Below are 21,518 nucleotides of genomic sequence, written 5' to 3'. Positions count from 1 at the left end.
TCATTTTTTCCCTAGATAAACTGGAGTTTCAACACATGGCTCGCGTAACTGTAGAAGACGCCGTAGAACAAATCGGCAACCGTTTTGATATGATCCTGGTTGCGGCGCGTCGTGCTCGCCAAATCGCCGTGCAGGGTAAAGACCCTATGGTTGAAGAGATGAACGACAAGCCAACGGTTATCGCCCTGCGTGAAATCGAACTAGGTTTAGTGAATGCTCACACTTTAGATGCTGACGAGCGTCAATCAGTGCGTGAGCGTGAAGCAGCTGAAATTGCAGCTGTTGCCGCCATCGCTGAAGGTCGTTCACTATAAGTCTAATTGAGTCACACCTGTTTGGGTAAAGGAGAGCTGCCACTTGTATCTGTTTGAAGGTCTAAAGGAGTCTGCTTCCGGTTACTTAGAACCCGAACAGGTAGAATTGCTCAAGCAGGCGTACCAAGTTGCGCGTGATGCCCATGAAGGGCAAATGCGCACCAGCGGCGAACCTTATATTACCCATCCGGTTGCGGTTGCCCGCATCCTCGCCGAGATGCGTCTCGATCACGAGACGCTGATGGCGGCCTTGTTGCACGACACCATCGAAGATACCTATGTCACCAAAGAGGACTTGGCAGAACAATTTGGCGAAGCCGTGGCAGAGCTGGTTGAAGGGGTGTCTAAGCTCGACAAGCTGAAATTTCGCGACAAAAAAGAAGCTCAAGCGGAAAACTTTCGCAAAATGATGATGGCGATGACGCAGGATATCCGCGTTATTCTCATCAAGCTTGCCGACCGCACCCACAACATGCGTACCTTAGGTGCGTTGCGCCCCGATAAACGCCGCCGTATTGCCCGCGAAACCTTAGAGATTTACGCGCCAATTGCCAACCGACTCGGTATTCACAATATCAAGACGGAGTTAGAGGATTTAGGCTTCCAAGCCTATTATCCGATGCGCTATCGGGTGTTGAAGGAAGTGGTTAAAGCTGCCCGTGGCAACCGTAAAGAACTCATTCAAGGCATTGAGGCTGCGGTATTAACCCGCCTAAACGATGCGGGCATTAAAGGCAAAGTCAAAGGCCGCGAGAAAAACCTCTACTCCATCTATAACAAGATGCAGAGCAAGGAACTGCAGTTCCAAGAGGTGATGGATATCTACGCTTTTCGCGTCATCGTCGACTCCATCGATACTTGCTACCGCGTGCTCGGTGCCATGCACGGCCTGTATAAACCGCGTCCGGGTCGCTTTAAAGATTATATCGCTATCCCCAAAGCCAACGGTTATCAGTCGTTACATACCTCGTTATTCGGCCCACACGGCGTGCCCGTCGAGATCCAAATTCGTACCGAAGATATGGATCAAATGGCCGACAAAGGGGTTGCGGCCCACTGGGCTTACAAAGGCGGCGCCGATGGTCAAGGCACCACTACACAAGTGCGAGCCCGTAAGTGGATGCAAAGCTTGCTGGAACTGCAACAGAGCGCCAGCACCTCCTTCGAATTCGTGGAAAACGTTAAAACTGAACTCTTCCCCGAAGAGATTTACGTGTTCACCCCCGAAGGTCGCATTTTAGAATTACCGGTTAACGCCACCGCCGTCGACTTTGCCTATGAAGTCCACACCGATGTGGGCAATACCTGTGTCGGCGCCCGTGTTAACCGCCAAGCTTATCCGTTAAGCCAGCCATTAATCTCCGGTCAAACCGTTGAGATAATTACCGCCAAAGGCGCGCGGCCGAATGCAGCTTGGCTTAACTTTGTGGTGACGGGTAAAGCCCGCGCCAAAATCCGCCAAGTGCTCAAGAGCCTAAAAGCGGACGATGCTATCGCCCTTGGCCGCCGTTTGCTTAACCATGCGCTGGGTAAAACCAAGCTCGATAGCATTCCAGCCGAGCAGATTGATAAAGTCGTGCGAGATACCAAGCATGCCAATTTAAATTCCTTACTCGCCGACATCGGCCTTGGCAATGCCATGAGCATAGTCATTGCCCAACGTTTGATTGGCGATAATTTAGAGAATCAAGAGAGCCGCGATTCTCACCTGATGCCAATCCGTGGCGCCGAAGGCATGTTAGTGACCTTCGCTAACTGTTGCCGCCCTATTCCAGGTGATGCGGTAATTGCCCACGTGAGCCAAGGTAAAGGCCTAGTCGTCCACATGGAAAACTGCGCTAACATTCGCGGTTACCAGGGCGAGCCAGATAAATACATTCCCGTACAGTGGGACAATGTCGAAGGCGTCGAGTATCAAGCCAATCTGCGGGTGGAAATTGTTAACCACCAAGGCGCGCTGGCGAAGATCACCTCGATTATCGCCGCCGAAGGCTCGAACATTCATAACCTTAGCACCGAAGAGCGCGATGGCCGCGTTTACTTGATTAACCTGCGGATTTCGGTGAAGGACAGGATCCATTTAGCTAACGTGATGCGCCGTATTCGGGTACTGCCCGAGGTATTACGTACATCCCGTAATCGTTAATCATTACTTTAGAGAGAGCGTCATGGCAGAAAAAATCATTATCGCGACCGAAAACGCCCCAGCGGCAATAGGCACTTATTCTCAAGCGGTTAAAGTCGGCAATACAGTGTATTTATCCGGCCAAATCCCACTGGTGCCAAGCACAATGCAAATCGTGAGCGATGATTTTGAGGCGCAGGTAGTGCAAGTGTTTGAAAACTTAACCGCCGTTTGTACCGCTGCTGGCGGCACAATCAACGATATCGTTAAGCTCAATATCTTCCTGACGGACTTAAGCCATTTCGCAAAAGTGAACGAAATCATGAGTCGCTACTTCAGCCAACCTTACCCAGCTCGCGCCGCTATCGGTGTGAAGCAACTGCCTAAGGATGCGCAAGTCGAAATGGACGGCGTGATGGAGCTGTAAGCTTCCACCAATGTTAAGAGGCGCTTAGGCGCCTTTTTTATTGCCTAATGCGCCCGCGACTCCTGCTCTGACCTGTGATTAAGTTCATTTTCATTTCATACTCAAACGATAGGCTAGTCCGCCAATTTTAAGATTTTACAATCTTGCAAACTATTTGCGTGGCCTCACAAAACTCGCCATACTGGGCACCTATGTTGGGGTTAAAATAACAATAAAGAACAGGGAATTGCCTATGGATAATGCGATTAAGACGCCAATCGAAATGTTGGCGCACTGGGCGAATACACGTGGGGATGAAATCTATTTGCGCCAGCCCATCAAGGGTCAATACCTTGATTTCACGTGGAATGAAGTGCAAGAAAAAGTGCAGCAACTCGCGGGTGCACTGCGCCATTTAGGCCTAGAGCCGGGCGATAAGATTGCCGTGCTCTCTAAAAACTGTGCCGAATGGTTTATTACCGACCTCGCCCTGATGCACGGCGGCTATATCAGCGTTCCCATCTACCCAACCGCCAATACAGATACTATCCGCTATGTGCTTCAACATAGTGGTGCCAAAGCGATTTTCCTCGGCAAGCTCGACCACTGGGCCGATCAAGAAGCCGGCGTCGGCGGCGAATTACTCCGCCTTGCCATGCCCTATGAAACCATGCCGGCTCAATATCAATGGGAACAACTGCTCAAGATGGGCAACCCTTTGATTGAAGCGCCGTTACCTGAGCCAGATCAGACCATGACCCTGATTTACACCTCGGGCTCAACGGGCCAACCTAAGGGTGCGATTCAGACGTTTGCCAGCTATGGCTGGACTTGCCAAGCCGTGGTGCGCGATCTACGTACCAATGGTAACGACAGATTATTGTCCTACTTACCGTTAGCGCATATTACCGAGCGTGTGGCGATCGAAGGCTCATCTTTTTATTCCGGCAGCACAGTTGCCTTCGTCGAAAGCTTAGACTCCTTCGTTGCCGATGTGCAGCGCGCTAAACCGACGGTGTTTTTCTCGGTTCCACGGCTATGGAGCCTGTTCCAGAAGAACATTATCGACAAGATTGGTGTTGGCAAACTCAATCTACTGCTTAAGATCCCACTGATTAGTAGCCTAGTAAAACACAAGATCCACAAAGGGTTAGGACTCAACCATTGCCGCTTACTCGGCTCTGGCTCGGCGCCTATTCCGCCTTCACTCATTCATTGGTACCACAGCATTGGCTTGGATATTTGTGAAGCCTGGGGCATGACGGAAAACTGTGCTTACTCCATCATCAACTACCCCTTCGATGCGCGTAAAATTGGCACTGTGGGTAAACCTGTGCAGGATTGCCAAATCCGCCAAGGTGAAGACGGCGAACTGCTGCTGAAGAGTCCCGGCCTGATGACAGCCTATTATCTGCAACCCGAAGCGACAGCGGCGGCCTTCGATCCCGATGGTTTCTTCCATACTGGCGATCTCTGCGCCATCGATGCCGATGGTTGCGTGACTATTACTGGTCGGGTGAAGGACAACTTTAAAACCGCTAAGGGTAAATACGTCGCTCCAGTACCCATTGAACGTAAGCTCGCGCAGGATCCCCATGTGGAGCTGATTTGCGTTATTGGTTCTGGTCTGCCGCATCCCGTCGCATTAGTGCAACTTTCCGAGGGCGCGACCTTACAAGCCCGCGAGGAAGTTCGTGCGTCATTAAAAGCGACACTCGATAGCGTGAACCCACATTTAGAGTCCCATGAGCATGTGGATGCGATTGTGGTCGTGAACGAACCTTGGGCCATCGAAAACGATGTGTTAACCCCGACGCTGAAGATCAAACGCCATGTGCTTGAGAAGGCGTTTAGCGAACGTGTCGACGGTATTCGCGGCGCGCAAGTACGCTGGGAAGATGAGTTATCTGCAAAATAACCCATCGAATCCTTAAGAAATGACACTCACCTCTAAAGCACACCTTTTCGGTGTGCTTTTTTATGACATATTCTGTCAAAACAGTTGAAAAACACGTATCATGTGCGCCTGTCAGCGTAAGGTGATACACCTTAAATCAATTCACTCAATCAGGTTTAACAGAGTCTAAAATGCTCATTGCACTTTCAATTATCGGCGGCTTTATCATTTTAACCTTGGGCGCAGAAGCCTTAGTCCGTGGCGCAAGTTCGATCGCCCTACGTCTTGGCATCACGCCCCTCATCATCGGCTTAACCATTGTGGCCTTTGGTACCAGCGCGCCCGAACTTGCGGTGAGTGTAAAGTCAGCACTGGCGGGCAATAGCGGCATTGCACTGGGTAACGTGATTGGCTCTAACATTGCCAACATTGGTTTGATTTTGGCGATAACTGCGCTTATTCGCCCGATTCAAGTACAGTCACAAATGGTAAGACGGGATATCCCCTTGATGATCCTCGCCTCTATGCTGTTTTGGGGATTGTTATTTGATGGCGAACTCAGCCTGATTGACGGCGTGATTTTATTATCACTGCTTGTTGGCTACCTCGTATTCAGCTATTTAAGCTCGAAAAATACCACAGATGCCGACGGCGAAATCATCGAAGAAGGCCCTAAAAACCCATTACTATCAGTAGCATTTATTGTTGTAGGCATCGGCATGTTAGTCGGTGGCGGGATTTTATTTGTGAATGGCGCTGTCGATTTAGCCAAGGTATTTGGCGTGAGCGAAGTCATTATCGGCTTAACCATTGTCGCTATCGGCACCAGTATGCCCGAGTTAGTGACCTCTGTTTTAGCGGCGCTCAAAGGTGAGAGCGATATTGCTATCGGTAACGTGGTTGGCTCTAACCTATTCAACATTTTAGGTATTTTAGGTGTGACAGCGATTGTGCACCCGGTATCGGCCCTAGGTTTCCAATCCTTCGACTTTATCGTGATGCTCGCCTTAGCCGTAGTGATTTTACCCTTCGCTTGGTCAGGTCTGCGTATCGGTCGCCGTGAAGGCGCCACGCTGCTTGTCGCTTACTTAGGTTACATGGCTTACCTAGTCAACCAAGCCAGCACCCAAGCGGTCGTATAACGCGCTGCGCCTCATCTTACAAAACACCGGAGCTTCTCCGGTGTTTTGCTTTTAGGCTTAAGAGATGACATTTGTCATGCACTATTGATGACCTTTGTGCCTGCACTCAGGTCAAGCTATTTCTGATAATGAAGCCGTTCCCAAGCAATGGGTTATCACTTCAATAAGGAAATACCATGAAAACATTCTTACTACTATCAAGTCTTGCCCTCGCCTGCACGCCGGTATTCGCGGCTTCCAACTCGAGTCTCAATATCGCAGAAGTCGACAAAGCCGCAAGTACCTTGAATATCGAAAAATTACAACAGCTCAGCACAGCAACACAGGATTACGAAGCGGCTTATGCCAACTACCGCTTAGCCATCAGCGCCAATGTAATGGGACAAAAAACCTTAGCAGCTCAGGCCTTAGCTTCGGCGCAAACCAGCTTAGAAACCCTCAATAATACCCAAGCCGATGCCGAATCCCTCGCGCTATTATCATCCGTGTATGGCATGCAAATCGCCTTGGACAACAGTAAAGGCGCCGAGCTTGGGATTAAATCCGCCAATGCCATCGCCCAAGCCGAACAGCTGGCACCGCTTAACCCGCGAGTGGCATTAGTGAAAGCAATTGCCGCCTATAATACGCCCGCCATGTTTGGTGGCAGCATGCAGCATGCAAAGACCCTCGCCAGCAGCGCCATTGAGCGGTTTAATCAACCTTGCGAGGACATTTGCTGGGGTGAGGCCGAAGCTTACACTTGGCGCGGACTCGCAAAACAGGAGTTAGGTGACGCCCAAGGGGCGATCGAAGATTGGCAACAGGCGCTGCAAGTGGAAAAAGATTATGGTTGGGCTAAGTTTTTACTTCAACAAAATCAGCAAATAAGTGCAAAATAACCCCTGAACAGGCAAAAGGATTGGCTGACGTTTGCGGCCAATCCTGCCATCGGTAGCCAGCTATTGGCCTTAGGCGAAGCGTCATGACTCAACATTCAGTGCAAATAGAACAAAAAATCGCATGGGTTTACCTGATTAACCTGGCGTTTTATCTGATCCCGCTGTTTGTCACGCCCTATCCGAGCTGGCAGATAGGACTCATTTTAGCCGTACTTATTCCCTTTATTTACAGCTACTTTTGGGCCTATCGCTGCCATACTCGAGTGGCTTATCGACCCATCAGCGTCATGCTATTACTGGCCATTGCCATCACACCCATCAATCCTGGCTCTATTTCTCTCTTTACCTTTGCCAGTTTCTTTATTGGCTTCTTCTATCCGCTCAGAGTCAGCCTGTTAAGTTGGTTTGGGATTTTGGTTTTACTGTTCCTACTCAACCACTTTAGCCAGTTCAATAATCTGTATTTCCCAGTGTATGGCTCGGCGTTAGTTTTCGGCGTTGGCATGCTGGGGATAGCCGAGCAAAAACGTTATCAGCATAGATTGAAGGAGCGACAAAGCGCGCAGGAGATCAGCACCTTAGCGACCATGGTTGAACGGGAGCGCATCGCCAGAGACTTGCACGATATCATGGGGCACAGTCTGTCATCGATTGCCCTAAAGGCTGAACTGGCGGAAAAACTGCTCGCCAAACACGAATATCAATTAGCGACCACTCAGTTGCAAGAGCTAGGACAAATCGCTCGGGAGAGCTTGAGCCAAATAAGGCATACGGTCTCAGATTATAAACATAAAGGGTTGGCTAGCTGCGTCACTCAATTATGTAACACCCTGAGGGACAAGGGCATCGCGGTGGAGCTACTAGGCGAGTTACCCAAATTATCCGCCAGAGCAGAGAGTCAGCTCGGTTTAGTGTTAACCGAGCTGGTGAATAATATTCTGCGCCACAGCAGCGCCAGCCAATGTCGCATTCAGTTTCGCGAGCAGGCCGATAGCCTTATCGTCGATGTGCAAGATAACGCCCCAACAAGCCCTATTATCGAGGGTAACGGCCTAACAGGGATCCGCGAGCGGCTCGCTAGCCTTGGGGGACATTTAAGCTATGATCTTGAACAGGGATACGCCTTTAGCGTCAGCTTACCTTTGCAGGGAGCAACAGATTAATGCACATTCTTCTCGCGGAAGATCAGGCTATGGTACGCGGTGCGCTCGCAGCACTGTTAACCCTAGCGGGTGGTTTTACCATCACCCAAGCCAGCAATGGCGATGAAGCCTTAAGCCTGCTGAAACAACAACATTTCGACCTATTGCTGACGGATATCGAAATGCCAGGTCGCACCGGCCTAGAATTAGCATCTTGGTTGAAAGAACAACATAGCCATACCAAGGTCGTAGTTATCACTACCTTTGGCCGCGCAGGTTACATCAAACGCGCCATTGAAGCGGGCGTGGGTGGTTTTTTACTGAAAGATGCGCCCTCGGAAACCTTAGTCAACGCCATCCAACAGGTGATCGCGGGTAAGCGGGTTATCGATCCTGAGCTGGCAATCATGGCGATTGGCGATATCGATCCCCTCAATGATAAAGAGCGCCGCGCCCTACGTTTTGCCAGTGAAGGCAAGTCCACCGCCGAGATAGCCGAGATGCTGTTTATTGCCGAAGGCACGGTACGTAACTATTTATCCGAAGCCATTGCCAAACTCAATGCGAGCAACCGAATCGATGCCGCCCGCATCGCCAAGCAAAAAGGTTGGTTATAGCTCTGCTAGTTGTCATAAATGCAGTAAATGCGATCGAATTTGCCTAACGCTAAATCCGCTTGGTGGATAATAAAATTCAACTGCATTGAGTGCTCACTATAGACGGCTTTGAACAGCACCAGATAATCTTCGGCATTACCGCCTAACTCAGTCGCGGCGTGGAGCTCCGGGGCTTTATAGCGGCTATCACCATGTCCATTAATGCTGGCGATACCATTGTAATACGGCAGCGGCTGCTCGGGGACGAGCAATGCCTGCAAGTTGGATGACTGCCAGTCGGTATTAGCCCATTGCGATTGAGTGAGAATCTGACCAGGGATAAACCCGTGCTCATTCAATTGTATCAGCTCATAGCCCTTGAGCTGATCTTGCCACTCTGGTGCCAATTCATCATCCACAACCTCAAGGGCTTCCAGCACCATGGCTTGTTGCGGTTCTGGTAGCGCTTGTAAACGTGCCTTGGCTATCTTTACTAAATGCGGGTTGTCACTATTAATCATGTCAGGGGCTATCATCTTAATGCTGGCAATCCCCTGAAGTTGATAAGCCGCCTCATACTCATAATTTGCACATACAGCATCGTCGAACTTAGGTTCGGCAATCGCTTTCCCAGAGTTCAGTTGCTGATCTTCAGCGACATAATAAACATGGCCGCGAAGCATTTCCGAGAATCGCCAGCGCTCCAAAAAGAACAACAATCGCCCTTCTCGAGGCAAGTAAGATTGAAACGCCTTCAGTTCGCTACAGTTGAGCTGTGCGATAAATTGCATGGGCACACGAAAGGCCTGCGCCGCCTCGTCCCAGTCCCAATCCTGCGACCAGCAATAATGCTCCTCGATATACTCGCGAGTGTGGTCGAATTCCTCAGCGTAAGCATCCAGCATCTCCTCCCTTCCAACCAGAGTCACCGGATAATCCATGCCGACAGGCAAATCCGGCAATCCACCTAGTCGGCTGTTACCTAACTGGGCATAGTCTTCATTTGCACAGGGATAGAGGTCGACACTACTGCGAATAAACGCCGAAAGGACGTTGGCAAGCTTGGGGTCTTTAAACTGTGCCAGCTTTTGCTCGAGTAGCTGCTGACGAATGGGGGAATTTTCTGCTAACAACATATCCATATTTACCTCACTGCTCCAATATTGGCTTTTTATCATTTCTATCAAATATTTGCTATCGCTTAACCGTTCAAGCTGCCAATGCTGTCACGCTAACGCTACCGCCTGAGTCAGCCGCTTACGACTCTGGCGGACAGCGGCCAAGTGAATTGAAAACCCTTAGGCAAATTACTGCTAAACTCAAATTCTGCGCAAAAAGATCAACAAAAGGATTTGTTTATGGCGATAGCCTGCGTGCATACCCGAGCCAGTTGCGGTGTTGAGGCTCCAGAAGTCATAGTGGAAGTGCATCTCAGTAATGGTCTACCCGCCTTTAATCTGGTGGGCTTACCCGAAGCCTCGGTCAAAGAAGCGCGCGAGCGTGTACGCAGCGCTTTGATCAATGCGGGATTTGAATTCCCCATGCGCAGGATAACGGTTAATCTCGCGCCGGCGGACTTGCCTAAACAAGGGGGCCGTTACGATTTGCCCATCGCCATAGGCATTCTGGCGGCTTCGGAGCAAATCCCCGCCAGCAGCCTTAAAAATACCGAATTTGTTGGCGAGCTCGCGCTCTCAGGGCAGATACGCCATTGCCAAGGGTTACTGCCCGCCATCATTGCGGCTAAACGCCATAATAATCAGTTAATTCTTCCCTTAGAGAATCGCCACGATGCCGAGCTTGTGGGCTATCACGGCGTCTATTTTGCTTCCCATTTGCAAAGCTTAGCCGCGTTTCTCCACGGACAGGCGCCACTGCCTATGCTCGAGCAACAGCTCGAGTGGATTAGCGACGAGGCGCCAACCACCCAGCCTTGTCTAAGCGACGTTATAGGCCAGTATCAAGCCAAACAAGCCCTCGAAATCGCTGCGGCCGGAAACCATAACTTACTGATGCTCGGCCCGCCGGGCACAGGCAAAACCATGTTAGCCAGCCGAATTATGGCCTTATTGCCCATACTCAATTACGAAGAGGCATTAGAGGTCGCCGCCATTCATTCGGTGGCGGGCATTAATATCAAACCGCAGGATTTTTTGAAGCGGCCATTTCGCGCGCCGCACCATACCAGTTCGTCCATCTCCTTGGTCGGCGGTGGCAGCATTCCTAAACCTGGGGAAATCTCCCTAGCCCATCGCGGGGTGTTGTTTTTGGATGAAGTCGCCGAGTTCCCCCGTAAGGTGCTCGATTGCCTGCGTGAACCCATGGAAACGGGCGAAGTAGTGATCTCCCGCGCCGCCGCTAAGTTAACCTTTTTGAGCCGCTTTCAGTTGATCGCCGCCATGAATCCCAGTCCCAGCGGCGATATTGAAGGGGCGAACCGCGCCACACCCGATCAGGTTCAGCGTTATCTCGCCAGACTCTCGGGGCCTTTCTTAGATAGGTTCGACCTCACCATCGAAGTCCCAAAACTCCCCGCGGGCACACTCACACAACCAACAAGTGCCAGCGAAACCAGTGATGAAATAGCCAAGCGAGTCAAACGCGCCCGCGATAGTCAACTGGCGCGAGCTGGCATGCTCAACAGTGAACTCTCGGGAAAACAGCTAAAACAATTCGGTGGCCTCAGCGACGCCGACTTAGGCTTTTTAGAGCAGAGTGTCGTCAAGCTCGGGTTATCCGTTCGCAGCTTCCATCGCATTCAACGTGTTGCCCGCACCATTGCCGATCTGGAGCAAGCCCCCAATACCGAACGGCGCCACCTCGCCCAAGCCTTAGGTTATCGCGCCATGGACAAACTATTAGCTCGCTTATCCCAGCAGTATTGAGGCTCCAAATGTTAACAAATGCCCCGACCAGCTGCCGTAAGATTGAGCCAAACGCCGACACCGAGTAACATAGGCCTCCAATTTTTATCAGGAGGCACTAATGGGGACGCTGTTTTCACAATTAAAAGGCTGCATTGCCTTCTTAGGCTATGTCGTGAATACCTTGTTTTGGGTGATACCTATAGTGCTCGGCAGCCTGATAAAGCTTATCCCTCTGCCGCCACTGAGAACGGCCATCAGCTACTTTCTCGACTTTTGCGCGAGTGCCTGGATCAGCGTCAATGGCGTGATTGAGCGAGTGCTGCACCCAGTCGACGTCGAACTCACGGGTGACACCCAATTCTCGACCAAAGAATGGTATATGGTGATTGCTAACCATCAGTCTTGGGTCGATATTTTAATCCTACAACGGGTGTTTAACCGCCGCATTCCTTTCCTGAAGTTCTTCCTCAAACAGGAACTGCTTTATGTACCAGTATTAGGACTGGCGTGGTGGGCATTAGACTTTCCCTTTATGCGCCGCTATAGCACGGCACAGCTGAAGAAAAATCCAAAGCTTAAGGGCAAAGATATTGAAATTACACGTAAAGCCTGCGCGAAATTTAAGACAAAACCCGTCAGTGTGATGAACTTTGTCGAGGGTACGCGCTTTACTAAGGCTAAACATAAAAAGCAAAACTCACAGTTCCAACATCTGTTAAAACCTAAAGCGGGTGGCATGGCCTTCGCGCTATCGGCGATGGGAGAACAGATCCACAAGTTAGTGGATGTTGCGATTTACTACCCAGGCCCAGTCCCTAGCTTTTGGGACTACCTGACAGGCAAGCTGCCAAAGGTTAAAGTACACATCAAAGTGAGTGATATTGCGCCGGACATGCGTGGCGACTACATGAATGACCGTGATTTCAAAATTGGCTTCCAAGAACAATTGAACGACATTTGGCTCGCTAAAGATCAAGTGCTCAGCCAACTGGCTGGCCAAGCGGACCAAGAAGTAAGGTAAAACCTCTATGTTGAATTTCCTTCCCGGCCCAGTGCTGTTTATTCTCAGTCTGAGCCTGCTGATCATTAACACCGCCCTTTGGGGAACCTTGGTTTGCCTCGGTGGTGTAGTGAAAATGCTGATGCCTGTCCCAAGTGCTCGCAACGCCGTGACCGCACTGATGAACCGTTTTATGTGGGCATGGGCGAGCTGCAATGGTGGCATTTTGTATTTGATTGCCAAAATCGAGTGGGATGTCCAAGGCCTCGAAGGACTGGATAAAAATGGCTGGTACTTGTTGATCAGTAACCACCTCAGTGGCTTTGATATTGCCGCGCAGACCTATCTGCTGCGTAACCATATCCCTATGCTGAAGTTCTTCCTCAAGAAAGAGCTGATCTATGTCCCCATTATGGGCCTAGGTTGCTGGGCGCTCGACATGCCCTTTATGGACAGAACCAGCCCGGCAAAACTCAAGAAAAATCCAAAGCTTAAGGGTAAGGATTTAGCCACGACTCGCCGCGCCTGTGAGAAGTTTAAAAATATGCCCACCTCGATCATTAACTATGTTGAGGGCAGCCGCTTTACCCAAGATAAGCGCCAGCGTCAGGATTCACCTTACCGCCATTTACTCCGTCCTAAGGCGGGCGGTATTGCCTTTACCCTGTCAGCCATGGGTGAGCAATTTACCAATCTGTTGGATGTGACATTAGTGTATCCTGATGCACCGGATGATGTGTTATTCGGCGTGATGAACGGCAAAGTGCGTAAGATTGTGGTGCGAGTTCGCGCCTTACCTGTACCCCAAGTCGATGCGACTCGCTACTTTGCTGAATCCGAGTACCGCGTCGAGTTTCAGCGCTGGTTAAACCAAATTTGGGTTGAGAAGGACGAGCAAATCGATGCGTTATTACTGCAACATCGACAGCTCACGGACAGCACCACCAGCACCCACACACAGCTTCACTAATACAGATTTACGAATACAGCTTCACGAATGTAAGTGAGTCGATTGCGGGTTAGGTTAGGCTTACCTAGCCCGCTGATTCCGCCTCAAGCTGTGCCAACCTCGTTGCCGCTTGCGCTAATTCCGTTTCATTAAACACGCTCACACCCGCCGCCTGCAGTAATTCCGCCGTCATTCCCTGTCCTGCAATTAAATGTTTACTGAAAGTGCCATCATAAATATGTTGATTGCCACAGGAAGGACTACGCGCCTTTAAAATCGCAATCTTAATACCTTGATCCTGAGCCAGAGCAAGCGCCTTTTGTGCTCCCAGCCTAAAGGCCGCTGTTACATCTTCTCCCTGCGCCGTTAGCACTAGCTCGCCGACACGTTCGGCCGCAGGCCTTGGTGTGGGTAATCCGCCCGCACATTCAGGACAAAACGCCACTATGCGGCCTTCTCGCTGCCATCGCTGTATCCACTCATCTTGCAGCAGATTATGACCGCCGTCATAGCGTACCGCCTGCCCGAGCAAACAACTGCTAATGAGGATTTTCTCCATCCTGTCCCCCTAATGACTTAACCCCGAGAGCCTTAACCCTATGAGTGCCAACCAATACCTTCTCAGCATTGTACTCAATAAGTCGCAATGGGGTAAAAGCTGCGTTTTATAGCACCATCAGACATCACTCAACACTAAAATTGTCGACAATTATTAATTATCAAATAGAGAAGATAAAATAACCAAAATCAACAAAACCACAAAATAACCAATAAATACAACAATTAAAAACTTGAAATCCAAATATATAGACTTACGTCTAAGTAAACACATTGTTGACAATAACCTTTATCGGGACTATTTTTTACCCATTGTCGACAATCCAGCAATCAACGAGTGATGCGAAGTATGTTGAAGCAAGAGACCATATTCCCCACAGATGACACCCCAAGCTCAGTGGCCCATGCCGCAACGAGCCCAACGAATAAGGTGAAATCCCTCGCCAGCGAAAAATCGTCGACTACCTTAGCCGATCAAATTTTGGTGCAAATACAAACCAGCATCATCAAGGGCGAACTGCCTGCGGGCAGTAAGATCAACGAACAAGCCCTCGCCGAAAAATATGGCATCAGCCGCGGCCCAACCCGTGAGGCGCTGCAAACCTTAGAAAGACAACGTCTCGTTGTCCGCGCCCCCCATGTCGGTGCCCGAGTCGCGCAGCTCACAGTGAGCGAGTTAAACGATTTATATCAATTACGTAGCGTGCTCGAAGGCATGGCCTGCGAACTCGCCGCCAGCCGTATTACCCCAGAGCAGCTAGCCAAGTTAGAAGACTTACTCGCCGTGCAAGAAACCGCGCTGGCCAATGGCGATACCTATTTCCAAGAGGAAGGCGATGTCGACTTCCACTACCAAATTATCCAAGCCAGCGGCAATAAGCATCTGCAAGAAACCTTAATTGGCGGGCTCTACCATCTGCTGCGGATGTATCGCTATCAGTGCACCAATAAGAACCGCCCAGTAAAAGCCATTGCCGAACATAGACGTATCGTCGAGGCCATTGCACAACGTGATGGCGAACTCGCCAGTCTGTTGATGCGTCGCCATATTGAGCAAGGCCGTAAAAATACCGAATTACGCTTGATTGAATTACAAGCTAACGCCGCCGCGAAAGAAACCTTAGCCAATATTAACTAAGGCGTTGCGGCCCATAAGCATCCAATGCTGAACACTCAGTACCCTAAATAGGATAAGGACAAGACCATGACCCAAAGCGCAGGATTACGTTTTCGCCAAGCTCTTGCTAACTCAAAACCGCTGCAAATCGTCGGCACCACCAATGCCTATTTCGCCCTGATGGCGGAGCAAACGGGTTTCCAAGCCCTGTATCTGTCGGGCGCGGGTGTAGCGAACGCCTCCTACGGTTTACCGGATTTAGGCATGACCTCGATGAATGACGTGCTGATCGACGCCGGTCGTATCACCTCTGCAACCAAACTGCCACTGCTGGTCGATATCGACACAGGTTGGGGCGGCGCCTTTAACATCGCCCGCACCATTAAAGAATTTGAAAAAGCAGGTGTGGCCGCCGTGCACATGGAAGACCAAGTATCGCAAAAACGTTGTGGCCACAGACCCAATAAAGCGGTCGTCAGCACAGAGGAAATGGTTGACCGTATCAAAGCAGCAGTGGATGCCCGCACCGATCCTAACTTTGTGATCATGGCGCGTACCGATGCGGTTGCCGTTGAAGGTTTAGAAGCGGGTATCGAACGTGCAAAAGCCTATATCGCCGCGGGCGCCGATATGATTTTCGCCGAAGCCTTAACTGAGCTCGAGCAATATCGCCACTTCAAGGCTCAGGTTAACGCACCAATCCTAGCGAACATGACCGAATTTGGCCAAACCCAATTGTTCAATAAAGAAGAACTTGCCGAAGCGGGCGCCGACATGGTGCTTTACCCACTCGGTACTTTCCGCGCCGCTAACCAAGCCGCACTGAAAGTGATGCAAGCGCTGATGAATGATGGTCATCAACGCAATGTCTTAGACACTATGCAGACCCGTGCGGATCTGTATAAGTACTTGGGCTACCACGCCTTTGAAGACAAGTTAGATCAATTATTTAGCCAAGATAAGTAAAAGATAAGTACAGACCATGGACGTCAGTAGAAGCTTTGGCTTCGCGTTGTTACTGATACCCAAATGCACGAGCCGCGACCTCAAATAACGGCTCATGCATCACCGACACGCTGCAACCCTACATAAGGCCGAAACGAGTATTTCGCCAACATTATGCAGCTTTAACCAAAAAGGTAGACGGCTAATATTGGGCCTGTCTGCAATAACCATAGCGTTAACGGAAGGGAAGGATTATGTCAGACGCAAAAAAATTAAGTGGTGCAGGATTACGTGGCCAGAGCGCGGGTGAAACCGCATTAAGTACCGTAGGTGTATCGGGCAGCGGCCTGACCTACCGCGGTTACGATGTGAAGGATCTGGCTGAAAACGCGACCTTCGAAGAAGTCGCTCACCTGATCCTCTACGGTGAACTGCCAACCACGGCACAACTTCAAGCCTATAAAACCAAATTAAAAGGCATGCGCGGCCTGCCACAGGCATTAAAAGAAGTGTTAGAGCGCATTCCAGCCGACGCCCATCCAATGGATGTGATGCGCACCGGTTGTTCAATGCTGGGTAACCTCGAAACCGAACACAGCTTTAACGAGCAAAGCGCCATTGCCGACCGTTTACTGGCGGCGTTCCCATCGATCATCTGCTACTGGTATCGCTTTAGCCACGATGGCGTGCGCATCGAAACCGAAACTAACGACGAGCAAATCGGTGCCCACTTCCTGCACCTGCTACACGGCAAAGCGCCATCGGCACTGCACGCTAAGGTCATGGACGTATCGTTAATTCTGTATGCAGAGCATGAGTTTAACGCTTCTACCTTTACCGCCCGCGTATGCGCCTCGACGCTGTCGGATATGCATTCCTGCGTGACCGGCGCTATCGGCTCACTGCGTGGCCCGCTGCACGGCGGCGCTAACGAAGCGGCGATGGAACTGATCCAAGATATGAAAGACGAAGCCGATGCCCGCGATGTGCTGATGGGTAAACTCGAGCGTAAAGAGAAGATCATGGGCTTTGGTCACGCCATCTACCGTGAGTCAGACCCACGTAACGCCATCATCAAAGAATGGTCTGAAAAGCTGGCCGCCGATTACGGCGATGATCGCCTCTACCGCGTATCTGTTGCCTGTGAAGCCCTGATGTGGGAACAGAAAAAACTCTTCTGTAACGCCGACTTCTTCCACGCCAGTGCTTACCACTTCATGGGCATTCCAACCAAGCTATTTACCCCAATCTTCGTATGTTCACGGGTAACAGGCTGGACGGCACACGTGATGGAACAACGCTCAAACAACCGCATCATTCGCCCAAGTGCCGACTATGTGGGTGTGGCGCTACGTAAAGTCGTACCGATCTCTGACCGTTAATCGACACAACTGAAACTGGCGCTTAGGCGTCAGTTTCGCCAACAGAACCCAGTGTGAATAATGTGCAAACTCAAATATTGACGCACTGAAGTAATAAAATAGGTTAGGTTATGACCACAGCCATGAATACCTTATATCGCAAGCCCTTACCAGGCACCGCGCTCGACTATTTCGATACCCGCGAAGCCGTTGAAGCCATAAGCCCCGGCGCCTACGCGAAACTGCCCTACACCTCTCGTGTACTGGCTGAAAACTTAGTCCGTCGCTGCGAGCCAGAGGCGCTCACCGCCTCACTAAAACAAATTATTGAATCTAAACAGGAACTGGATTTCCCATGGTTTCCTGCCCGCGTAGTGTGTCACGATATTTTGGGTCAAACCGCACTGGTTGACTTAGCGGGTCTGCGTGATGCGATTGCCGCTAAGGGTGGCGATCCAGCGCAGGTGAACCCCGTTGTGCCAACGCAGCTAATTGTCGACCACTCGCTGGCGGTGGAATACGGCGGCTTCGATAAGGACGCCTTTGCGAAAAACCGCGCCATTGAAGACAGACGCAACGAAGACAGATTCCACTTTATCAACTGGACGCAAAAAGCCTTTAAAAACATTGATGTTATCCCACAGGGTAACGGCATCATGCACCAGATTAACCTAGAGCGTATGTCACCTGTGGTGCATGCACGCGATGGTGTTGCCTTCCCAGATACCTTAGTGGGTACCGACAGTCACACACCACACGTAGATGCGCTAGGCGTTATCGCTATCGGTGTGGGTGGGCTTGAAGCCGAAAGCGTGATGTTAGGCCGCGCCTCTTATATGCGTCTGCCAGATATTATCGGCGTTGAGTTAACGGGTAAACCGCAGCCGGGCATTACTGCCACCGATATCGTATTGGCCCTGACCGAATTCCTGCGCAAGGAAAAAGTGGTTTCATCCTACCTTGAGTTCTTCGGCGAAGGTGCTGAGGCTTTAACCCTTGGGGATCGTGCAACCATCTCTAACATGACGCCAGAATTTGGCGCGACCGCCGCCATGTTCTATATCGACCAACAAACGCTAGACTACCTAACCCTCACGGGTCGTAGCGATGAGCAAGTTAAGCTGGTTGAAACCTATGCTAAGACCACAGGTTTGTGGAGCGACGATCTTAAACATACCGAGTACCCACGTACCCTGCACTTTGATCTGTCATCGGTTGTGCGCACTATTGCGGGCCCATCTAACCCACATGCCCGTGTTCCAACCTCTGAGCTTGCCGCTCGCGGCATCAGCGGCGTGGTTGAAAACGAGCCCGGCCTAATGCCAGATGGCGCGGTGATTATCGCCGCCATCACCAGTTGCACTAACACCAGTAACCCACGCAACGTGATTGCGGCGGGCCTGCTGGCACGTAACGCCAATGCCAAGGGCTTAAGCCGTAAACCTTGGGTTAAGAGCTCTTTAGCCCCCGGCTCTAAGGCGGTGCAACTGTATTTAGAAGAAGCCAATCTATTGCCAGAGCTTGAATCCCTAGGCTTTGGTATCGTTGGTTTTGCCTGCACCACCTGTAACGGCATGAGCGGCGCCTTAGATCCAGTTATCCAACAGGAAGTGATCGATCGCGATCTGTACGCCACCGCCGTATTATCCGGTAACCGTAACTTCGACGGCCGTATTCACCCTTATGCTAAGCAAGCCTTCCTCGCATCTCCACCGTTAGTGGTCGCCTATGCGATCGCAGGTACCATCCGCTTCGATATTGAGAAGGATGTGTTAGGCCACGATAAAGACGGTAACCCAGTGCGTTTAATCGACATTTGGCCAACGGATGCCGAAATCGATGCCGTGATTGCGAAAAGTGTTAAGCCCGAGCAGTTCCGCAAAGTCTACGAGCCTATGTTTGATTTAAGCGTCGACTATGGCGATAAGGTTACGCCGCTTTACGACTGGCGCCCACAATCGACCTATATCCGCCGCCCACCTTACTGGGAAGGCGCATTAGCGGGCGAGCGCACCCTCAAGGGCATGCGTCCACTGGCGGTATTAGGTGACAACATCACCACCGACCATTTATCGCCATCGAACGCCATCATGATGGACAGTGCGGCTGGCGAATACCTGCACAAGATGGGACTGCCAGAGGAAGATTTTAACTCCTATGCCACCCACAGGGGCGACCACTTAACGGCGCAGCGCGCGACCTTTGCCAACCCTAAACTCAAAAACGAGATGGCGATTGTCGATGGCAAAGTTAAGCAAGGCTCACTGGCGCGTATCGAACCAGAAGGCCAAGTGACTCGCATGTGGGAAGCCATTGAAACCTATATGGATCGCAAGCAGCCGCTGATCATTATCGCCGGCGCCGACTATGGTCAGGGATCATCCCGTGACTGGGCCGCCAAGGGTGTGCGTTTAGCGGGCGTTGAGGCGATTGTTGCCGAAGGCTTCGAGCGTATTCACCGCACTAACCTAGTGGGTATGGGTGTATTACCGCTGGAATTTAAAGCGGGCGAGAATCGCGCGACCTACGGCATCGATGGTACCGAGGTGTTTGACGTTTATGGTGACATCGCGCCACGAGCAGATCTGACCGTTATCATCACCCGTAAAAACGGTGAGCGTGTCGAAGTGCCCGTGACCTGTCGTTTAGATACCGCAGAAGAAGTGTCTATCTACTCGGCTGGCGGCGTGTTGCAACGTTTTGCGCAGGACTTTTTAGAGTCGAATCTGAAGTAACTAACGTAAAACAAGTAACATTGCACAAGGGGCGGCGGCTCGACACTGAGGCGCCGCGCTTTGCGACTAACGCAGCGTTTAACAAATAGCTATTCCCCTTGGAGTTAATAGCATGAGCAAGAATCCGTTTCCGCCCCAGATTAAAGTAGCCGCCACCTATATGCGCGGCGGTACCAGCAAAGGGGTGTTTTTCCGTTTACTGGACTTACCCGAGGCGGCCCAAGTGCCAGGCCCTGCGCGCGATGCGCTGCTCCTACGCGTGATTGGCAGCCCAGATCCCTATGGTAAGCAGATTGACGGTATGGGCGGTGCCACCTCAAGCACCAGCAAAACCGTGATCCTGTCTAAAAGCAGCCAAGCCGACCACGATGTTGACTATCTGTTTGGCCAAGTGTCTATCGACAAACCCTTTGTGGATTGGAGCGGAAATTGTGGCAACTTAACCGCCGCCGTCGGCGCCTTTGCCATTAGCAATGGCCTGATTGATGCAGAGCGCATCCCGCAAAACGGTATCTGTACCGTGCGTATTTGGCAGGCCAATATCGCTAAAACCATTATTGCCCACGTGCCTATCACCAATGGTGAAGTGCAGGAGACCGGTGATTTTGAGCTCGATGGTGTGACCTTCCCCGCCGCCGAAGTGCAAATCGAATTTATGAATCCCGCCGCCGATGAAGATGGAGACGGTGGCAGCATGTTCCCCACGGGTAACTTAGTGGATGTGCTCGAAGTACCGGGCGTTGGCAGCTTTAATGCAACCATGATTAATGCGGGCATCCCGACCATCTTTATCAATGCCGAAGACTTAGGTTATACGGGCACTGAGCTGCAAGACGATATCAACAGCGATAACGCCGCCCTTGCCAAGTTTGAAACCATTCGCGCCCACGGCGCGGTGCGTATGGGGCTGATCAAACATATTGATGAAGCCGCATCACGCCAACATACGCCTAAGGTGGCCTTTGTGGCGAAACCCAGCAGCTATGTGTCATCGAGTGGTAAAGCGGTTACGGCAGAGGAAATCGACCTGTTGGTTCGCGCCCTTTCCATGGGTAAATTACACCATGCGATGATGGGTACCGCCGCCGTTGCCATTGGCACGGCGGCAGCGATACCCGGCACTCTAGTCAACCTCGCCGCCGGCGGTGGTGAGAAGGAGGCTGTACGTTTTGGCCATCCTTCAGGCACCTTACGTGTTGGCGCGCAGGCCATGCAAACAAACGGCGAATGGACTGTCGTCAAAGCCATTATGAGCCGCAGTGCCCGCGTGCTAATGGAAGGCTTTGTTCGCGTACCTACGGCTTAAGCCAAGAAAAGAGTTCAACCAAAGACCTTGCTTCTCCCCCTTCCGGCAAGGTCTTTTTTTATTTGTCTCATCGTGTTATCAGCTTGTGTCGACATACGGTAAAAACTGCTAAAATCCCCCCGACAGCAAATAATAACAACAAGCATTTTGCGTCCTATAAATCCGTGAATATACTGA

Annotated in this window: 18 protein-coding genes; 16 read left to right on the top strand and 2 right to left on the bottom strand. The window is 51.0% G+C overall.

The annotated features are described in order from the left end of the window. The first annotated feature begins 35 nt into the window (after positions 1 to 35). The 8 genes from rpoZ to B5P39_RS16270 all read left to right on the top strand — a co-directional run bounded on the left by rpoZ (position 36) and on the right by B5P39_RS16270 (position 8,524). Entirely contained in the window at positions 36 to 314 is a 279-nt protein-coding gene (rpoZ, locus tag B5P39_RS16305) for a DNA-directed RNA polymerase subunit omega (protein WP_011624339.1), read from the top strand. A 43-nt stretch (positions 315 to 357) separates the two neighbouring features. After that, positions 358 to 2,460, top strand: coding sequence for a bifunctional GTP diphosphokinase/guanosine-3',5'-bis pyrophosphate 3'-pyrophosphohydrolase (gene spoT / locus B5P39_RS16300; RefSeq protein ID WP_011624879.1), 2,103 nt, complete (start codon positions 358 to 360; stop codon positions 2,458 to 2,460). 22 nt (positions 2,461 to 2,482) lie between these two features. Next, positions 2,483 to 2,866 (top strand): RidA family protein, encoded by a 384-nt coding sequence (locus tag B5P39_RS16295; protein ID WP_011624341.1) that lies wholly within the window; start codon positions 2,483 to 2,485, stop codon positions 2,864 to 2,866. Between the two features lie 232 nt (positions 2,867 to 3,098). After that, positions 3,099 to 4,763, top strand: a complete 1,665-nt coding sequence (locus B5P39_RS16290; RefSeq protein WP_088212281.1) for an AMP-binding protein — start codon at positions 3,099 to 3,101, stop codon at positions 4,761 to 4,763. Between the two features lie 170 nt (positions 4,764 to 4,933). Further along, entirely contained in the window at positions 4,934 to 5,884 is a 951-nt protein-coding gene (locus B5P39_RS16285; protein WP_088212280.1) for a calcium/sodium antiporter, read from the top strand. Positions 5,885 to 6,060: 176 nt separating this feature from the next. Continuing rightward, positions 6,061 to 6,765: a hypothetical protein gene (locus B5P39_RS16280; protein ID WP_088212279.1), complete on the top strand. Its 705-nt coding sequence runs from the start codon at positions 6,061 to 6,063 to the stop codon at positions 6,763 to 6,765. An 83-nt stretch (positions 6,766 to 6,848) separates the two neighbouring features. After that, positions 6,849 to 7,928 (top strand): sensor histidine kinase, encoded by a 1,080-nt coding sequence (locus B5P39_RS16275; RefSeq protein WP_088212278.1) that lies wholly within the window; start codon positions 6,849 to 6,851, stop codon positions 7,926 to 7,928. Continuing rightward, positions 7,928 to 8,524: a response regulator transcription factor gene (locus B5P39_RS16270; RefSeq protein ID WP_088212277.1), complete on the top strand. Its 597-nt coding sequence runs from the start codon at positions 7,928 to 7,930 to the stop codon at positions 8,522 to 8,524. Before B5P39_RS16275 ends, B5P39_RS16270 begins: the two co-directional genes overlap by 1 nt. A 5-nt stretch (positions 8,525 to 8,529) precedes the next feature. Here the strand turns inward: B5P39_RS16270 and B5P39_RS16265 are convergent, their stop codons facing one another. After that, a complete protein-coding gene (locus B5P39_RS16265) occupies positions 8,530 to 9,645 on the bottom strand; it encodes a DUF1963 domain-containing protein (RefSeq protein WP_088212276.1) in 1,116 nt (371 codons plus the stop codon). Between the two features lie 216 nt (positions 9,646 to 9,861). On the opposite strand from B5P39_RS16265, the gene B5P39_RS16260 reads away from it, so the two are divergent. The 3 genes from B5P39_RS16260 to B5P39_RS16250 all read left to right on the top strand — a co-directional run bounded on the left by B5P39_RS16260 (position 9,862) and on the right by B5P39_RS16250 (position 13,340). After that, the gene (locus B5P39_RS16260) at positions 9,862 to 11,388 is read left to right on the top strand and encodes a YifB family Mg chelatase-like AAA ATPase (protein WP_088212275.1); all 1,527 of its coding nucleotides are present in this window, start codon (positions 9,862 to 9,864) and stop codon (positions 11,386 to 11,388) included. A gap of 100 nt (positions 11,389 to 11,488) precedes the next feature. Further along, positions 11,489 to 12,391 (top strand): acyltransferase, encoded by a 903-nt coding sequence (locus B5P39_RS16255; RefSeq protein WP_088212274.1) that lies wholly within the window; start codon positions 11,489 to 11,491, stop codon positions 12,389 to 12,391. A gap of 7 nt (positions 12,392 to 12,398) precedes the next feature. Further along, positions 12,399 to 13,340, top strand: a complete 942-nt coding sequence (locus B5P39_RS16250) for an acyltransferase (protein WP_088212273.1) — start codon at positions 12,399 to 12,401, stop codon at positions 13,338 to 13,340. A 64-nt stretch (positions 13,341 to 13,404) separates the two neighbouring features. Here B5P39_RS16250 and B5P39_RS16245 read toward each other — a convergent pair whose 3' ends face one another. Further along, a complete protein-coding gene (locus B5P39_RS16245) occupies positions 13,405 to 13,878 on the bottom strand; it encodes a DUF523 domain-containing protein (protein WP_088212272.1) in 474 nt (157 codons plus the stop codon). A gap of 348 nt (positions 13,879 to 14,226) precedes the next feature. Here B5P39_RS16245 and B5P39_RS16240 point away from each other — a divergent pair, with 348 nt between their 5' ends. The 5 genes from B5P39_RS16240 (at position 14,227) to prpF (ending at position 21,341) form a co-directional block, all read left to right on the top strand. After that, entirely contained in the window at positions 14,227 to 15,015 is a 789-nt protein-coding gene (locus B5P39_RS16240; protein ID WP_088212271.1) for a GntR family transcriptional regulator, read from the top strand. 66 nt (positions 15,016 to 15,081) lie between these two features. After that, complete coding sequence (gene prpB / locus B5P39_RS16235; protein WP_088212270.1) at positions 15,082 to 15,960, top strand: methylisocitrate lyase; 879 nt, start codon at positions 15,082 to 15,084, stop codon at positions 15,958 to 15,960. Positions 15,961 to 16,193: 233 nt separating this feature from the next. Beyond that, positions 16,194 to 17,321, top strand: a complete 1,128-nt coding sequence (prpC, locus tag B5P39_RS16230) for a bifunctional 2-methylcitrate synthase/citrate synthase (RefSeq protein ID WP_088212269.1) — start codon at positions 16,194 to 16,196, stop codon at positions 17,319 to 17,321. Positions 17,322 to 17,431: 110 nt separating this feature from the next. After that, entirely contained in the window at positions 17,432 to 20,035 is a 2,604-nt protein-coding gene (gene acnD / locus B5P39_RS16225) for a Fe/S-dependent 2-methylisocitrate dehydratase AcnD (protein WP_088212268.1), read from the top strand. A gap of 112 nt (positions 20,036 to 20,147) precedes the next feature. Next, entirely contained in the window at positions 20,148 to 21,341 is a 1,194-nt protein-coding gene (gene prpF, locus B5P39_RS16220; protein WP_088212267.1) for a 2-methylaconitate cis-trans isomerase PrpF, read from the top strand. Positions 21,342 to 21,518: the final 177 nt, after the last annotated feature.

Origin of the sequence: Shewanella sp. Shew256, from assembly GCF_002196695.1 — a bacterium.
GTDB classification, from domain to species: Bacteria; Pseudomonadota; Gammaproteobacteria; order Enterobacterales; family Shewanellaceae; genus Shewanella; species Shewanella mangrovisoli.
Note: the sequence above shows the minus strand (reverse complement) of the source record. Positions and strands in the feature narration are given on the sequence as shown.

Coding starts and splice junctions, on each gene's coding strand:
- B5P39_RS16290 (WP_088212281.1), top strand. CDS start 3,099: ATGGATAATGCGATTAAGACGCCAATCGAAATGTTGGCGCACTGGGCG.
- B5P39_RS16260 (WP_088212275.1), top strand. CDS start 9,862: ATGGCGATAGCCTGCGTGCATACCCGAGCCAGTTGCGGTGTTGAGGCT.
- B5P39_RS16250 (WP_088212273.1), top strand. CDS start 12,399: ATGTTGAATTTCCTTCCCGGCCCAGTGCTGTTTATTCTCAGTCTGAGC.
- B5P39_RS16295 (WP_011624341.1), top strand. CDS start 2,483: ATGGCAGAAAAAATCATTATCGCGACCGAAAACGCCCCAGCGGCAATA.
- B5P39_RS16275 (WP_088212278.1), top strand. CDS start 6,849: ATGACTCAACATTCAGTGCAAATAGAACAAAAAATCGCATGGGTTTAC.
- rpoZ (WP_011624339.1), top strand. CDS start 36: ATGGCTCGCGTAACTGTAGAAGACGCCGTAGAACAAATCGGCAACCGT.
- prpC (WP_088212269.1), top strand. CDS start 16,194: ATGTCAGACGCAAAAAAATTAAGTGGTGCAGGATTACGTGGCCAGAGC.
- B5P39_RS16270 (WP_088212277.1), top strand. CDS start 7,928: ATGCACATTCTTCTCGCGGAAGATCAGGCTATGGTACGCGGTGCGCTC.
- prpB (WP_088212270.1), top strand. CDS start 15,082: ATGACCCAAAGCGCAGGATTACGTTTTCGCCAAGCTCTTGCTAACTCA.
- B5P39_RS16265 (WP_088212276.1), bottom strand. CDS start 9,645: ATGGATATGTTGTTAGCAGAAAATTCCCCCATTCGTCAGCAGCTACTC.
- B5P39_RS16255 (WP_088212274.1), top strand. CDS start 11,489: ATGGGGACGCTGTTTTCACAATTAAAAGGCTGCATTGCCTTCTTAGGC.
- prpF (WP_088212267.1), top strand. CDS start 20,148: ATGAGCAAGAATCCGTTTCCGCCCCAGATTAAAGTAGCCGCCACCTAT.
- B5P39_RS16245 (WP_088212272.1), bottom strand. CDS start 13,878: ATGGAGAAAATCCTCATTAGCAGTTGTTTGCTCGGGCAGGCGGTACGC.
- B5P39_RS16280 (WP_088212279.1), top strand. CDS start 6,061: ATGAAAACATTCTTACTACTATCAAGTCTTGCCCTCGCCTGCACGCCG.
- acnD (WP_088212268.1), top strand. CDS start 17,432: ATGACCACAGCCATGAATACCTTATATCGCAAGCCCTTACCAGGCACC.
- B5P39_RS16240 (WP_088212271.1), top strand. CDS start 14,227: ATGTTGAAGCAAGAGACCATATTCCCCACAGATGACACCCCAAGCTCA.
- B5P39_RS16285 (WP_088212280.1), top strand. CDS start 4,934: ATGCTCATTGCACTTTCAATTATCGGCGGCTTTATCATTTTAACCTTG.